This window comes from bacterium (assembly GCA_019912885.1).
In the GTDB taxonomy this organism is placed as follows: Bacteria; Lernaellota; Lernaellaia; order JACKCT01; family JACKCT01; genus JAIOHV01.
The window spans coordinates 35,720-50,729 of the sequence record JAIOHV010000087.1; the positions used below are offsets into that span (position 1 = coordinate 35,720).

Here is a 15,010-nt window from a genome sequence, read left to right on the forward strand (position 1 = left end):
TCAAGCGCGATCGGCAAGCCGCGGGCTTTGCCGGCAGACGCTCCACGCGAACGCACTAAGGAAAAACGCGGACCAGGTTTTCGCCAGGTCTTCGGTAGCCAGTCGCCAGGCGGCCTCGGAGTCGATGAGCTGATCGACGCCGATCATCAGCGCGTAAAACGCGCCGCCGAGCGTAAGAGGAATCAGAACAGGCCGGCGCATGATCTGTTCGCGTCCCGGTCCGGCCAGCAGAGCGAGTTCGGCAAGGGCGGGCACGCCGAGTGTGACGATTTCGTGGATGCCCCAGACCTCCTCGATCGTTTCGTGAAACTGGAATCGGTCATCCGTGCCGAGAAATGCGAACAGCAAAATCTGCGAGAGGAAAAACCACCTCCGCGCGGGCGGCTCGTCCGGCGTGCCGAGCATGAACAGACGCACCGCGAAAAGAAGCGCGGTCGCCCAAAGAAAAAAAACCGCGAGGCTCGTGTTGATGCCGTAAAACGTCAGGTGCGACAGCTCCACCGGCCCCGCGAGATCGGTGAAGAAATAGCGGATTTTTTCGACGGGCCATACGAACGAGAGTGCGAAAAGGCCGAGCGTGTAAACGCCAAGCAGCGCGAGCGCGACCACGAGAAGCGTGCGCGAGCGGTCAGCCGTCATCGGGACCTCCAAAACGGATGAGCGGGCGCGGATACGCGCGCGCGAGCGCCAGCAGCGAAAGCAGCACGACGACCGCGCCGAACATCTCCAGGCTCTCCTCCACGGCGGCGATGAGCGCATAGCTGAGCGTGTCGCGCGTGCCGTGCGTGGATTCGTAATAGCCCCCGATCATCTCCACGCCGATCGCGCCGCCAAAGTACATCCCCGCACCGAGCAGAAAGCGGCGGCGTATCGTGGCGGGCATCTCGCGCACGAGCCCGGAAAGCATGAACGCGAGGACGGCGACGAAGATCGCGCCCGGCACGATCCACGCATAGAAGAGCACGCCGCCCGTCGAGACGACCGCGTGAATGCCCTCGTCGAGCGATTCGTGGATGCTCGCGATCTCGTCCAGCGAAAAAAACGCGAGCACGCCGGCCAGCAGCACCCACGCGCCGCGCCGGGGTTCGTGCGCGCGGAACCGATCCGCGGCGACAAGGCCGGCGAGCGTCGCGGACGCGGCCAGAAGCAGGCAGGAGAACCACGTCGGCAGGTTCGCCTCGGCGTTGAGATCGAATAGCGGTACGAGCCCGAAGACGTAATCGTGGTGGAAGACGTGCTCGACGACCGCGCTTGCGAGGCCGGCCAGAATCACCACGGCGGTGGCGCCAAAAAGGGCGGCGGCGGGAAATCGCTCGTGTTTCGCCACGTTTGTTCCGATAGCGATTGTTTAATTGATACTTCGCAAGACGCTATAAAGATTCGAAGCCATGGTCAAACCGCCTTTCCGCTCCGGCGCCGCCGATCGAACGACGTTCCGAATTGCGTTCGCGCTCGTCCTAGCCGCGCATCTGTGGCTTATCGGCTCGCGCGGCCTTCTGCCTTACACCGATCTGCCAAATCACATGGCGATCGCCTCGATCGTGCGCCACCACGGCGACGCGAACGGCGTGCTCGGCGACGCCTTCACCGTCGATCTGGCGGGCAAGCCGAACGTCGCGTACTGGTACTTCGCATCGCGGCGGATATTCGAATCGCCCGCGCGGGCGACGACCTATTACTATCTTCTTTACGTTGCATTGTTTGCTTTTTCACTCTTGTTTGCGATTCGGCGCGTGGGCGGCGATCCGTGGTTTTCGTTGCTTGGGTTTCTGCTGCTGTACAACTTCAACGTGACGTGGGGCTTCGTCGGGTACACGCTCGCGCTGCCGTTGACGTTGCTGCTTTTCACTACGCTTGCCGGCAAGGATCGCCCCGGTGCGCTTCGCTGGCTCGGCGCGTCGGCGCTTGCCGTTCCCATTTTCTTCACGCACGCGATCGCTTTTTTGTTCGCCGCCGGCCTGATCGCCGCGATCACGTTCGCGCGCGATCCGAAACGTCCGCGCGCCTGGGTTCCCGCCGCGCTCGCCCTTGTTCCCGCGCTCGTGTTTTTCGCGCCGTGGATGTTGCGACAACCGCCTCCGGATGGCGAAATGGGCTTGCGGGAATTCGCCGCGTTTTACTACACCGGGCCGTATTGGGCTTCGATCCCGAAGCGCGCCGGCTTTCTTGTTTTCGACAACTACCGCCTGTTCGCGCGGCCGTGGGGATACGCCATCGCCGCCGTGTTCGCGCTCGCGTGTTTTTTGCCCGCTGTGTGGACGCGCGTCACGAAACCCGAGGCGGATGACGGCCGGTCCTCGCATGCGCTCCTCGCCTTCGCCGCGTGTTGTTTCTTTTTGCTGCCCGCCTGGATGCCCGGGCACTGGGCGATCTTTCAGCGATTTTCGGTCTGGTTTTTGATTGGCGCGCTCATTTTTGCCGCCGCGCGTTTCGGTGGTGAAATGCCGCGCCCGGCGAGAATCGGCGCCGTCATTCTCACCGCCGTTCATCTCGCGTTGTGGGCGCAGTACCACATCGCGTTCGATCGCGAAAACGCGGGATTTGACGCCGCGTTTTTCCCGGCGCCGGCAAAAGGCGAAATGCTGACGGGCGTCATCGCGGACGACCGCTTTCGCGGCCGCCCGGTCTACAACCATTTCCCGAGCTACTTCATCGCGTGGCGAAACGGCGTCGCGGCGACGCGCATCGTGGACTACCGCTTCGGCGCGATCGCGCGCCGCGCGCCCGGTACGCCGCCCGCGTATGTCGATTTTCTGGAGGACGAAAACCTGGACGACCGGTACGAGCGCGACGGCATCGCCTGGCTTTTGACGCGCGGCGCGCCGCCGCCCTCGTTCGACGTCGAGCGTTGCTATACACCCGTGCGCGAGACCGGGGCGTGGCGGCTCTGGCAACGCAAGACCGAAGGCGGCGCGCCGTGAGCATGACGATCGAAGAGCATCGCGAGCGCGCCGCGGACTTCGACCCCGCGAGCGTCGTCGCGTTCGCGGCGGCGATGGCGTTTTATCTCTATTCGCTGGCGCCCGGGACGTTCTGGCAGGACAGCGCGGCGCTCCAGGTGCAGGCGCTCACCGGCACGTTCTGGACGCTCGACGCGCGCATCTACCCCATGTACGTCAGCCTGGCGGGCGTCGTCGCGCGCGCGGTCGATCCGGGGCACGTGGCGGTCGCGATCAATGCGATGACCGCGTTTTTCGGGGCGTTCGCGGTGTTCGTCCTTTACCGCATGCTGCGTTTTTTGGGCGCCTCGCGCGCGGCCTCCTTCGCGACGTGCTTCGCGTTCATGTCCGCGCACACGGTCTGGTATCTCGCGGTCATCACCGAAGTATACACGCTCTACCTCGCGCTGCTTTTCGCCGCGCTCGCGAGCGTGATGCGGTGGAATCGCGATCGCCCGCGGGAACTGACGCTCACCGCGTTCCTCGTCAGCCTCGGCATATTCCATCACCGGCTGATGCTGCTGACGGTGCCGGCACTCGTGGTTTACCTGTGGATGCGTCGCCGCGAACTGAACGCGAACGCGGCGCTCGCCGGCGCGATCGGATTTGCATGCGGATTCCTGCCGACCGTCGTCTCCGCGTTCGTGCTTCTGGGGCTGGGTACGGCGCCGGGCGAACTTGCGCAGTCGTTCTTCTTCTCGAGTCCCGTGTGGCGCGGCGTGATCCTGAAATTGCCCTACGAATCACTTGTCCGAAGCGCCATCTATTTTCTGACGTTCCTCCCCTACAACTTCGCCGGGATCGCCTTGCCGCTCGGTGTGCTCGGCATCGCGCACGAGTGGCGAAACCGGACGCCGGAGACGTGGCTGTTCGCCACCTTTCTGGCGACCTCGCTGGCCTTCGGGTTGAATTACACCGTCGAGGATCAATGGGTATTTTTCCTGCCCGCGTATGTCGCGTTCACGGTCTTTCTGGCGCGCGGGGTGGATGTGGCCGTGCTGCGCATCGAAGCGGCGGGGCATATCTCGCGCAAGACGGCCGGCGTGCTGCTGGCCGCCATCATGATGACGATCCCTCCGGTGACGTACGAGGCGGTGCCGGTGATTCTCGGCGCCGCGGACCTCGCGCCGTGGAAGCGGATCGCCGAACACGATTATCACCGCCTGCTGCTGAATCCCAACCGGCGCGGCGACACGACGGCTGAAGATTACGCGCGCCGCGCGTTCGACCATCTTCCCGACGGCGCCGTCATTTACTGCGAGGCCGACAGCTATTTCGTGATGCGTTTCCTGCGCGAGACGCGGGGCTTCGGCCAAAACGTCGAGGTGCGTTTCCTGGATCAGGTGGACGCCGGGTTCGTCGCCGATCTCGTCGCCGGCTTTGATGAACCGCGTCCATTGTATCTCCTGACGTTCCCGTATCCGCGCCATCGCGAGCGCGAGGCGTTCGAGGCGGCCGGCACGCAGCTCGCGCCGGATCTCTACCTGTACCGCGCGCGCACAAACACGGACGCCTCAACGGACTGAATAAAAAACAAGGCGCGGTTGCCCGCGCCCCGTTGGGTGGACTCAGCGAAAATCGGCGGCGTCACTTCGTCTTGGCGCGTTTGGCCAGATCCGGATCCGGGCGCGTCATGCGCCTGGGATCGAGGATGCGCGTCAGCTCCTTTTCGGATAGCAGCTTCTCCTCGCGCACGACATCGACGATCGTCTTCTTCGCGGCGAATGCCGTCTTGGCCGTCTTGGCCGCGGCCAGGTAGCCGATGTACGGATTGAGCGCGGTCGCCAGGCCCATCGAGCGGTAGGCGTAATCGCGGCAGCGCTCCTCATCGGCCGTGATGCCCTCGACGCACTTCACGCGCAACTGCCGGCACGCGGCGGTGAGGATTTCGATGGATTCGAGCAGGTTCTCGGCCATGATCGGCATCATGACGTTGAGTTCGATTTGCCCCGCCGCGACGGCCTGCGTCACGGTGAGATCGTTGCCGATCGCGTGGAAGCACACCTGGTTCACCATCTCCGGGATCGACGGGTTGATCTTGCCGGGCATGATGGAGCTTCCGGCCTGCACGCTCGGCAGGCGGATTTCCGCGAAGCCCGTCGTCGGGCCGGACGAAAGAAGGCGCAGATCGTTCGCGATGCGGCCGAGCTCGACCGCGAAGTCGCGCAGCGAGCCCGACGCGCGGCCGATGGCGGCCTGCGACTGCATCATGTGCTGCAAGTCGCGCCCCTTGCGGAGCTTAAATCCCGTCTCTTTGGCGAGTTCCTTCACCATGCCGCTCGCGTAAGCGGGGTGCGTGTTCATGCCGGTGCCTGCCGCGGATCCGCCGATCGGCAATTCCAGCAGATCGTCCGCGGTGCGCTTCACGTGCTTCGCGCTGGCGACGATCGCTTCGCCGTAGGCCGTGAACTCGCCGCCGAGGGTCACCGGCACGGCGTCCTGCAAATGCGTGCGCCCGCTTTTGATGACGTTCGCGAATTTCTTGCCGAGCGCGAACAGAGCGTTCGCAAGAGCGTCGGCCTCGGGATAAAACGCCGCGAGCGCGTCCAGCGCCGCAAGGCGCATCGCGGTCGGGTAGGTGTCGTTGGTCGATTGACCCATGTTGACGTGATCGTTCGGCGTCATCACGTCGTAGCTCCCTTTCGGCTTGCCGAGGATCTCGAGCGCGCGATTGCAGAGCACCTCGTTCGCGTTCATGTTCGTGCTCGTTCCCGCGCCCGCCTGAAACATATCGACCACGAACTGGTCGCGCAGCTTGCCCGCGAGCACCTCGTCGCACGCCTTGCGGATCGCGTTGGCGTGCGTTTTGGAAAGACGGCCGGCATCCGCGTTCACCTTCGCCGCCGCCTTCTTGATGCGGCCATAGGCCTCGACGATGCGCGGATGGATCGTCCGCCGGCTGATGGGGAAATTTTCGAGCGCGCGCGCGACGTTGATGCCGTAATACGCCGTCGCGGGCAGCTTCAACTCGCCGAGCGAGTCCTTTTCGATCCGAAAATCGTTTGCCATGACCGACCCCGGTGTGGATGGAGATTGTGAAAGGATCGCGCGGCGCCCCGCCGCGTACGAAAAATCGCGGCGCGTCAGTCGGACGCGCCGGCGACAAATTCGCGAAGCACCAGATTCAGAATGCCGCCGTGGCGGTAGTACTCGACATCGATCGGCGAATTCAGGCGCGAGACGGTTTTGAACGTACGTTTTGAACCGTTCTTCGACGTCGCCGCCACTTCGATTTCCTGCCTGGGTGAAAGCCTGTCCGGCAGGTCGATCGTGAACGTTTCCTCGCCGGTCAGGCCAAGCGTATCCGCGTCCTCGCCGTCGCCAAACTGCAACGGCAGGACGCCCATGCCGACCAGGTTCGCCCGGTGGATCGTCTCGTAGGACTTCGCGATCACCGCGCGCACGCCCAGCAGGTTCGTGCCCTTGGCGGCCCAGTCGCGCGAGGAGCCCATGCCGTAGTCCTGCCCGCCGATGACCACCAGCGGTACGCCATCTTCCTTGTAGCGCATCGCCGCGTCGTAGACGCTCATCAATTCGCCCGAGGGGAAGTGCGTCGTGTATCCGCCCTCCTTGCCCTGGCCGATGCGGTTACGGATGCGGATATTGGCGAATGTGCCGCGCGCCATCACGCGGTCGTTGCCGCGCCGGCTGCCGTAGGAGTTGAAGTCGCTCTCGTCGACGCCATGCTCAAGGAGATAGCGCCCGGCGGGGCTGTCTTTCTTGATCGCGCCGGCGGGGCTGATGTGGTCGGTCGTCACCGTGTCGCCCAGAAGCAGCAGCACGCGCGCGTTTTCAATCGGGGAGGCGGGCGGCGGCGTCTCGGGCAGATCGACGAAAAACGGCGGCTCCTGAATGTAGGTGCTTTCGTCCTTCCAGTCGTAGACCTCGCCGCCCCCGATCGCCACCCGGTTCCAGTCCTCGTTGCCGGCCTCGACGTTGCCGTATTCGCGCTTGTAGGTGTTCGGGTCGCGCGCCGCGGCGAGCGCCTCGCGGATCGCGTCGCCCGTCGGCCAGATGTCGGCCAGGAACACGTCGTTGCCATCCTGGTCCTTGCCGAGCGGATCGTTTTGCAGATCGATATCGAGCCTGCCCGCGATCGCGTACGCGACGACGAGCATCGGGCTCATGAGGTAGTTCGCGCGCGTCAGTTGATGCACGCGGCCCTCGAAGTTGCGGTTGCCCGAAAGCACGCTGCCGACGACAAGGCGGCCCTCCTCGATGGCCTTCGCGATCGGCGCGTCGAGCGGCCCGGAATTGCCGATGCACGTCGTGCAGCCGTAGCCCACGGTGTAGAAGCCGAGCTTGTCGAGGTATTCGGTCAGGTGCGTGTCATTCAGGTAGTCGGTGACGACCTTCGATCCCGGCGCGAGGCTCGTCTTGACGTACGGCGGAACCGACAGGCCGCGTTCGACGGCGTTTTTCGCCACGAGGCCCGCGCCGATCATGACGTACGGGTTGCTCGTATTGGTGCAGCTCGTGATCGCGGCGATGACCACGTCGCCCGTGCGCAGCTTGGTTTTTGTTCCGTCGAGATCGAGTTCCACCGCCGCTTTCTCCTCGCCTTGATCGAGACCGAAGCCGCGCTTTTCGACCGGCGCGTGCAGCACCTCGCGCCAGTGCGTCTTCATGTCGGAAAGCGCCACGCGATCCTGCGGGCGCTTGGGGCCCGCGACGCTCGGCGTCACGGTCGAAAGGTCGAGTTCGACGACGTCGTTGTACTCCGGATCGGGCGTGTCCTTCGTGTGGAAGAGGCCCTGCGCCTTGAGGTAGTCGCGCGCCAGGTCGATGACCTCGCCGCGATTCGTGTAACGCAGATATTCGAGCGTCACCTCGTCAACCGGGAAAAACGCGCAGCGCGCGCCGAACTCCGGCGACATGTTCGCGATCGTCGCGCGATCGGGCAGGGTGAGATGGGCAAGGCCCTCGCCGAAGAACTCCACGAACTGGTCGACGACCCCGCGCTTGCGCAGCATCTCGGTGACGGTGAGAACGAGGTCGGTCGCGGTCGCGCCCGCGGGCAATTCGCCCGAAAGGCGGAAGCCCACGACCGGCGGCGGGAGCATGAACAGCGGCTGGCCGAGCATGACGGCCTCGGCCTCGATGCCGCCGACGCCCCAGCCGAGCACGCCCAGGCCGTTGATCATCGTCGTGTGCGAGTCGGTGCCGACCAGCGAATCGGGAAATGCGACGGTCGCGCCGTTCGCCGTTTTCGTCTGCACGACGCGCGCGAGATATTCGAGATTCACCTGATGGCAGATGCCGTTGGCCGGCGGCACGACGCGGAAGTTCTCGAACGCCTCCTGCCCCCACTTCAGGAACTCGTAGCGCTCGCGGTTGCGCGAAAACTCGAGCGACGCGTTGACCTGAAGAGCCTTGGGCGAATCGGCCACGTCCACCTGCACGCTGTGATCGACCACCAGATCGACCGGGAGGATCGGGTTGATGCGGGAGGGCTTCTTGCCGAATCGCTTCATCGCCGATCGCAGCGCCGCCAGATCGACGATGGCCGGCACGCCGGTGAAGTCCTGCATCAGCACGCGGGCGGGCATGTAGGGAACGTCGTAGCTGCCGGGGTTTTTGGGGTCGTATCCCGCAAGCGACGCGACGTTGTCTTTCGTGACAAGGCGTCCGTCCTCGCCGCGCACGATCGTTTCAAGGAGAACCTTGATCGAAAACGGCAGGCGCGAAATCTTGCCGAGACCTTCGTCTTCAAGGCGCGAAAGGCGGAAGTATTCGATGTCGCCGGCGCCGGTCGCAAGCCGGTCGCGTGCGCCGAAGGAATCGAGGGCGCGTTTTTCGGTCATGATATCTCCGGATCGATTGGACATGCGGGGCGGCGGGTTGGTCGCGAGAAGGCCAAGGCCCAAGGTTCGCCGCGCGTCTTTTACTTCCGATCCGAATGGGGATCAAGTTGGGTGGAATTGGCCCCGGTCAAGTCCCGGATCGGGTTTCGTTCCGCGAAAAAATGCGCGTTCGATGAAAAAATGTCAGGAATTTCGCTTACGCCGCGGCTTGTTCGCTTTCCTTGTGTCGCGCGTAAAATGCGCTAAAATCCGAAAGAATCGCGAGAAGGCTACCATGCGGGCACGCATATTGCCTTTCTCAAACCCGGAGGTTTGGGATGACTGCGGAGAAACAGCAGGAATTGGAAATCACCGCCGAAGGCGGCGGCGATGGCGATGGGGGAGATTCCGGAGACAAGGGGTTCTTCCGCGGCTTCAGCCTCATCGAACTGATGCTCGTGATCGCGATCATCTCGATCCTGACCGCGATCGCGTTCATTTCGATGCTGCACTACGGATTGATCATTCGCGTCAACGCCTCGGCGCGCGACCTCGCCGGTCATATGCGTCTGGCGCGCGCGGCGGCGATTCGCGACGGGCGGCCGAATCTGTTCACGTTCGCGGGGCGCAGCTACAGCTACGGCACGGATTCGGACACCAACGGCGTTTTCGACGGCGGCTCGCGCACCAACTCGCTGCAGGACGGCGTGGTGTTCGGCTACGAGTCCGGCACGCCGCAGGTTCCGGGGCATCCGGCGATCGCGAGCGCGATCATGCTGCAAGGCCCGTGCGCGTCGACGGGCAACATTCACTTTCAGCGTGACGGAACCGTCAATTGCGGAGGCGTCGTCTACATGATTCCCTCGCGAGACGACAGCGGCACCGGACAGCGCGGCGACCGGCAGCGCGCCGTGGACTGGTCGGCGCAATCCGGACGCATCCGGATGTGGAAATACTTCCCGTCCGAGGGCGGTTGGCGATGACGCCGATCGGCGCCGGTCCGATCCTGATGCGCCGCGCCCCGCGCCGCGCCGAGCCCATGGGATACCGCGCGACGCGCGGTTTCTCGCTTGTCGAAATCGTGGTGGCGATGTTCATCCTCACGTTCACGCTCACCGCGATCCTTCCCATGCTGAAGTTCAACATGCGTTCGAACACGCAGGCGCGCTCGTACGGCACCGCCAACTACCTCGCCCAGCAGCAACTGGAACGCGTGTTCGCCTGGCCTGTTTACGAGACGACGACCGTGGAATCGGTGTCGCGCCCGGGAATCAACACGGGAAACACCGAGCTGTTTACCACCAAGGTCGTACGCGTTCCGCCGGACAAGATCCCCTACACCGTGACCTCCGAGCTGTATCACAACGGCTACACGCAAACCTGCCAGCCGACGCTGTTCGGGGTGTCCGGCGGCAGTCGCAACGTGGATGACGGCGATCTGAATACGGGGAACTACTCGCCGCTTCTTCAGGGCGATTGTTCCTCGGGTCAGTACCGGGGCGAGGATTTCAAGGTCGTGCGCGTCAAGGTTTCGTGGTCGGACATCTTCGGAACGCACGAGATTCAACGGCACGGCTACGTCGCCCGATTCTGAAGCCCGCGCCGCCGCGCCGCTCCGAGCGGTGCGCCGGCCGACAAGGAGGCCCCGATGACGGGGACGATACGAAAACGAACGCCCGCACGCCCGCGCCACGGTTATGCGCTCGTCGCCGCGTTGATGGTCATGCTGATGCTGACGCTTCTTGGCATCATGGCGATGATCACGAGCACGAGCGAGCAGCGCATCGTCAACAACCTCGGCGAGGAACAACTCATCGAGGGGTTCGGCAAGCAAGGCGTCGACCGCGTGCTTTCGCATCTGCATTACCTGCCGATGGGGCTGTTCGGGCAGTTCAACGGTGGCGCGCAATTCGTCGGCACCAATGCCGCGCAGGTGCTCGACAATGTCCGCAATATCTACATGTTCAACCCAGCCGGCCCGTTGAATCTCCATCCGGACACGCTGGTTCTTAGCGCCTGGCTCGATCCGAAGGACTACGAAGGCGCCTACGACCGGAGCCCGTCCCGCGAGGTCCATGTCAACGTGCTGATATCCAACGCCGCGACCGGATTCCGCAAGGCCTTCCGCGCGCAGGCGCGCCCTTACAGCATTTGGGATCTCGCGTACTTTTCGCAGGAGCACAATCCGGCGCAACGCGCGTCCGCCGCGGGCTGCGGAGGCGCCTCGAACTCCTGGTACGGCTGCCAGACCGTCTTCCACAACGAGGACCGCGTCATCGGCGACACTTACGTGCGAACCGCGGCGGGCGCGGACGACAACACGATCCTCTATATGCGCGGCGGTCCGACCTTCGCCGGGCAGGTTATGTGGCGAAACCTGCGCCGCTACGACTACGGCAGTTCGTCGCTTCAGAACTCAGACTTTCAGACCAAGGGCGGCTCGAACCCGGCCGCGAACGCGCTGCCGCGCTCGCAGTTCGGTTTCCGGAACTACTCGAAGGAAGTCGGGCTGTTCCCGATTGATTATCTCGAAAGTGGCGACACGCCCTGGTTCCGCGCCAATTCCGACATCATCCTGAACAAGCGCAGCAACCGCATCTGGAAGATCGTCTTCCGCAACGATTTCGACACGGACGACAACGGGCAGTACGAGGCGGAAAGCCGCGTGACCTCGCGAATCAACAACGAGGTCAACAACGGCAACAGCGACTCGACCGATCCGGGCACGTTCCACCTGTACAGCCTGCCGTGGACGACTCCGACGCAGGCGCAGATGATCGCCGCGTTTTACGGCGACAACATGCGCGAGCGCCACGCCGCGATCACGAGCGCCGGGGGCGAGATCTGGACGCCCGCCGTGTCCTGGGACAGCGAAGTCGTGGACGGCGGCGGCAAGTGCTATTCGCTGCGGCGCAACGAGCCGGGCGGCGGCGGCGTCGTGACGAAAAAGCCCGCCTACGACCAATACGACATCCAGAATTCCTCGTATTACTTTTTCACGCCGAGTATCGGCGTTTCGCGGGGCACCTGGCCCGACGGGAACGGCACGTGCTCCGGCACGTCGAGCGGAATCATCTACGTGCACGGCGACGTGCTCGTGGAGGGCATTCATGACGGCAAGACGACGATCGTCGCGACCGGCAACATCTGGCTTTCGCACGAAGTCCAATACGAAGAGCACCCGTCGCGCGACATCAAAAACGCGACGAGCCCGAACGCCATCGACATGCTCGGGCTCTTCGCCACGGGCAACGTCATCATCCCGAACAGCTATCCGAGCGAGTCGGCCTACGCCACGCCGAACCGGTCGATGAGCTTCCGCGACGACTGGTCGGATTCGACCGACGGATTCGGCGGTTTCGTGCCGACCGGAAATCTCGATCATCCGAAGATGCTGTACGACGACGGAAACGAGGAAGTTCACGCGGTGATGGTGAGCTTCGGCCACGGCACGTGCACGACCAGCGGCTCGAACTCCGATTGCCCCGCGCCGACGACCTCCGCATTGCAGAATTTCCAGACCGGCCTTTACGCCACGCCACGCACCACCACGGGCTTGCCCGGCGGAGCCCCGTACCTGGACCCGTCGTCGGGCACGTATTCGGCCGCGGGCAACGATTCGGGAATTCTCGCGATCTGGGGCGCGGTCATTCAGCAGTACCCCGGTCGCGTTTCGTTCGATCATGCGACCTCGTCCGGCACCAACGGCACGCGGGCGACGGTCCGCAACCTCGGGCACCCGCTCGTGATCAACTACGATCCGCACCTGAAATACACGATCCCGCCGGCGCCGTATTACGTGAACGCGTCCCGTGGCCTGCCGTACGGCCACGCCGCGTGGGAGACGGTTTCCTGGGCGGAAATCGAGCCTTCGGACGTCACCTTGGAGGCCTGGTGATGACGCTCTCTTCGGGCTTTGCCCCCCACGCGCCAAAAGCGCGGGCTCGCCGCGCGGGTTTCTCGCTCATTGAGCTGCTCGTCGGCGTTGTTCTCGCGTTCGTGCTGCTGGCCGCGATTCTTTCGCTGTTCAACGCCTACAACACGTCCGTTCTCCGCGAGGAACAACGCGTCGAGGTGCAGCAGGCCGGCCGAAACTCGATCCGGCTCATCCGCGACGATCTCGAACTTGTCGGCGCCGACGTCGTGCGCGAGCGCGGGCAGGCCGCCATGGTCTTTGCCGCGCCGTGGGAAGTCGTGTTCAACGCGAACATCGACGACACTTACGGAGAACTGGCCGACGGCGTGACGATGCCGCACGGCGGCGCGGACTCTCCCTACACCGGTTCCGCGTACGAATCCGACGCCGAGACGATCCGCTACTGGACAGGCCAGCCGGACGCGACCACGCGCGATTTTTCGGTGCATTCCAGCGACCGCGTCATTTACAAGAAGGTCAACGATCACGATAAGGCGGTGCTCGGCTACGGCGTCCGCTACGACGACGGCACGATCCCCTACCGCGACGGCTCGCACGTCGCGCCGCTGTTCAGCTTCTGGGGCGATTTCGACTTCGACGAGTCCACGCCGCCGACCCTCTGGGGCGATACCAGCGGCGACGGCGCCCTGAGCAATGCCGAGCGCGAAGCGCTTTTCAAGGGCGAATTCAGTTGGAGTTATCAGGGGCCGACCGGCACGATCAATGTCGGCAATACCCCCGGCGGCGCCGTTTATCTCAATCGCGTCGGCGGGCAGCCGAGCAATCGCGAAAACGACGACAACGGCAACGGCCAGCTCGACGCCTCGGAAGACCTGAACCGCAACGGGCGTTTCGACACGAATCTGCTCGATTCCGCGATCACGCGCGTCGATCTCAACGTCACCGTCATCTCGCAGTTCGGCGAGCCGCTCGTCACGCTCGACCGCGGCGAGCAATTCCGCGAATACGCGGTCTCCACCACGGTCGCGCCGCGTAACCTCGGCGCGCCGCCTTCCAAGGACTGCGGCGGTGCGCCGGGCCCGCCGACCAACGCGGCAGCCGCCATTCAGGATTGCGGCTACGGCATCTCCGTTTCGTGGAACCGTTCCGCCGACGACGGCCTGAACGACAACGACGTCATGTGGTACGAGGTCTTCCGGAAGATCGAAAGCAGCACCAGCCCGCACGAGTGGGTTTTTCACGCGTTCGTGCCGGCCACGAATTCCGCGTCCTACACCTATCTGGACGCCAACGTTTACAAGGAGCCGATCTACGGCGACGTGGATCCCGACCCGCTCGTGGAGCGGATCGAACTCATCGGATACGATTTTCCCGATCACCAGTATCGAATCCAGGCCGTCGACTGCGGCGATTCGCACTCTGGCCCGTCCGATTCGAACACGGTCTCTCCGACGACCACGTTCCCGACCAATCCGCCCGAAATCGCGCTGTGGGACACGCCCTGCTTTATCCCTTCCTCGCCGGCGAGCATGACCGAAGGCTCGATCACCGTCATGTGGACGGCCTCCACCGACGCCCAGGTGGACGAATACTGGATCTATCGCTCCGATCCCAATATCACGACCGAGGTTAATGGATACGAAATCGCGCGCGTCGATATCGCCGACGTGAACTCGGCCTGCGCCACCGCGGCCGGATCGCTCATCCAGGCGGAAAAGCAGTGCGTCAACGAGGACTTCTATCGCTGGGGCACGACCTACGTCTGGCGCGACCAGCCCGGCTCGCCCGGCCGCAACGCCGTCGCGCCGCCGATCAACGGGCGCTCGTTCGGCCTGTCCGACGGCGGCTACGGCGCCGGCGGAAGCCCGAGCGGCAGCGGCTTCGACGAAGAAGACATGGCCAAATACACCTACGAGGTGAAGTCCTATCGCTCGAACGACGAGTGCCTCTCCACCGGCCTGCGCTACGTCTCCGCCTGCGACAACTACAACGAGGCGCAGTCGTACAACTGCTACGACGATACGGCCCTGCCGCCGGGGCGCTTCTCCCCGCCGTGGAACGTGCTTGTCTACGACACCTCCGTTTACGATTCGGACGGCACCGTCGATCCGGCGATGACCGTTTATTGGGACGCGTCGCCAAGCCAGTTCTGCGAATCGAGCGGCTCGCCGAACAACGACATCCCCGACCTGTCGCGGTATTACGTCTATCGGTCCAAGCAGCCGATGACCTACGACGGCTTCACCGGCCGCCTGCAGCGCGTCATCCTTCGCGAGGACTCGACCGCCCCGTTCGATCCGACCGGCGAGGTCAATGTCTTTGACGCGACGCAGAAGATCATCGTCTTCAAGGGCGTGCCGCGCGCGGACGCCACCTTTGTGTATTCGTACGAAGACACGCCGGACATCATC

10 protein-coding genes are annotated in these 15,010 nt (G+C 64.1%); 6 read left to right on the plus strand and 4 right to left on the minus strand.

What is annotated here, in order from left to right; all coding sequences use genetic code 11:
* Complete coding sequence (locus K8I61_07305; GenBank protein MBZ0271828.1) at nucleotides 1–639, minus strand: hypothetical protein; 639 nt, start codon at nucleotides 637–639, stop codon at nucleotides 1–3.
* The gene (locus tag K8I61_07310) at nucleotides 629–1,327 is read right to left on the minus strand and encodes a hypothetical protein (GenBank protein MBZ0271829.1); all 699 of its coding nucleotides are present in this window, start codon (nucleotides 1,325–1,327) and stop codon (nucleotides 629–631) included. The genes K8I61_07305 and K8I61_07310 overlap by 11 nt, the downstream gene beginning before the upstream one ends.
* Nucleotides 1,328–1,388: 61 nt before the next feature.
* On the opposite strand from K8I61_07310, the gene K8I61_07315 reads away from it, so the two are divergent.
* Both K8I61_07315 and K8I61_07320 read left to right on the plus strand, forming a co-directional pair.
* Nucleotides 1,389–2,921: a hypothetical protein gene (locus K8I61_07315; protein ID MBZ0271830.1), complete on the plus strand. Its 1,533-nt coding sequence runs from the start codon at nucleotides 1,389–1,391 to the stop codon at nucleotides 2,919–2,921.
* On the plus strand, nucleotides 2,918–4,465 hold the full coding sequence (locus tag K8I61_07320) for a DUF2723 domain-containing protein (protein MBZ0271831.1): 1,548 nt from the start codon (nucleotides 2,918–2,920) through the stop codon (nucleotides 4,463–4,465). The genes K8I61_07315 and K8I61_07320 overlap by 4 nt, the downstream gene beginning before the upstream one ends.
* Before the next feature lie 61 nt (nucleotides 4,466–4,526).
* Here K8I61_07320 and K8I61_07325 read toward each other — a convergent pair whose 3' ends face one another.
* The gene (locus tag K8I61_07325) at nucleotides 4,527–5,948 is read right to left on the minus strand and encodes an aspartate ammonia-lyase (GenBank protein ID MBZ0271832.1); all 1,422 of its coding nucleotides are present in this window, start codon (nucleotides 5,946–5,948) and stop codon (nucleotides 4,527–4,529) included.
* Between the two features lie 74 nt (nucleotides 5,949–6,022).
* On the minus strand, nucleotides 6,023–8,743 hold the full coding sequence (gene acnA / locus K8I61_07330) for an aconitate hydratase AcnA (protein MBZ0271833.1): 2,721 nt from the start codon (nucleotides 8,741–8,743) through the stop codon (nucleotides 6,023–6,025).
* A gap of 317 nt (nucleotides 8,744–9,060) precedes the next feature.
* On the opposite strand from acnA, the gene K8I61_07335 reads away from it, so the two are divergent.
* From K8I61_07335 to K8I61_07350, 4 genes are all read left to right on the plus strand, one after another.
* The gene (locus K8I61_07335) at nucleotides 9,061–9,705 is read left to right on the plus strand and encodes a GspH/FimT family pseudopilin (protein ID MBZ0271834.1); all 645 of its coding nucleotides are present in this window, start codon (nucleotides 9,061–9,063) and stop codon (nucleotides 9,703–9,705) included.
* On the plus strand, nucleotides 9,702–10,316 hold the full coding sequence (locus K8I61_07340; protein ID MBZ0271835.1) for a prepilin-type N-terminal cleavage/methylation domain-containing protein: 615 nt from the start codon (nucleotides 9,702–9,704) through the stop codon (nucleotides 10,314–10,316). Before K8I61_07335 ends, K8I61_07340 begins: the two co-directional genes overlap by 4 nt.
* 54 nt (nucleotides 10,317–10,370) lie before the next feature.
* Entirely contained in the window at nucleotides 10,371–12,620 is a 2,250-nt protein-coding gene (locus K8I61_07345; GenBank protein ID MBZ0271836.1) for a hypothetical protein, read from the plus strand.
* On the plus strand, nucleotides 12,620–15,010 hold a 2,391-nt coding region (locus tag K8I61_07350; protein MBZ0271837.1), incomplete at its 3' end, for a prepilin-type N-terminal cleavage/methylation domain-containing protein. The genes K8I61_07345 and K8I61_07350, both read left to right, overlap by 1 nt.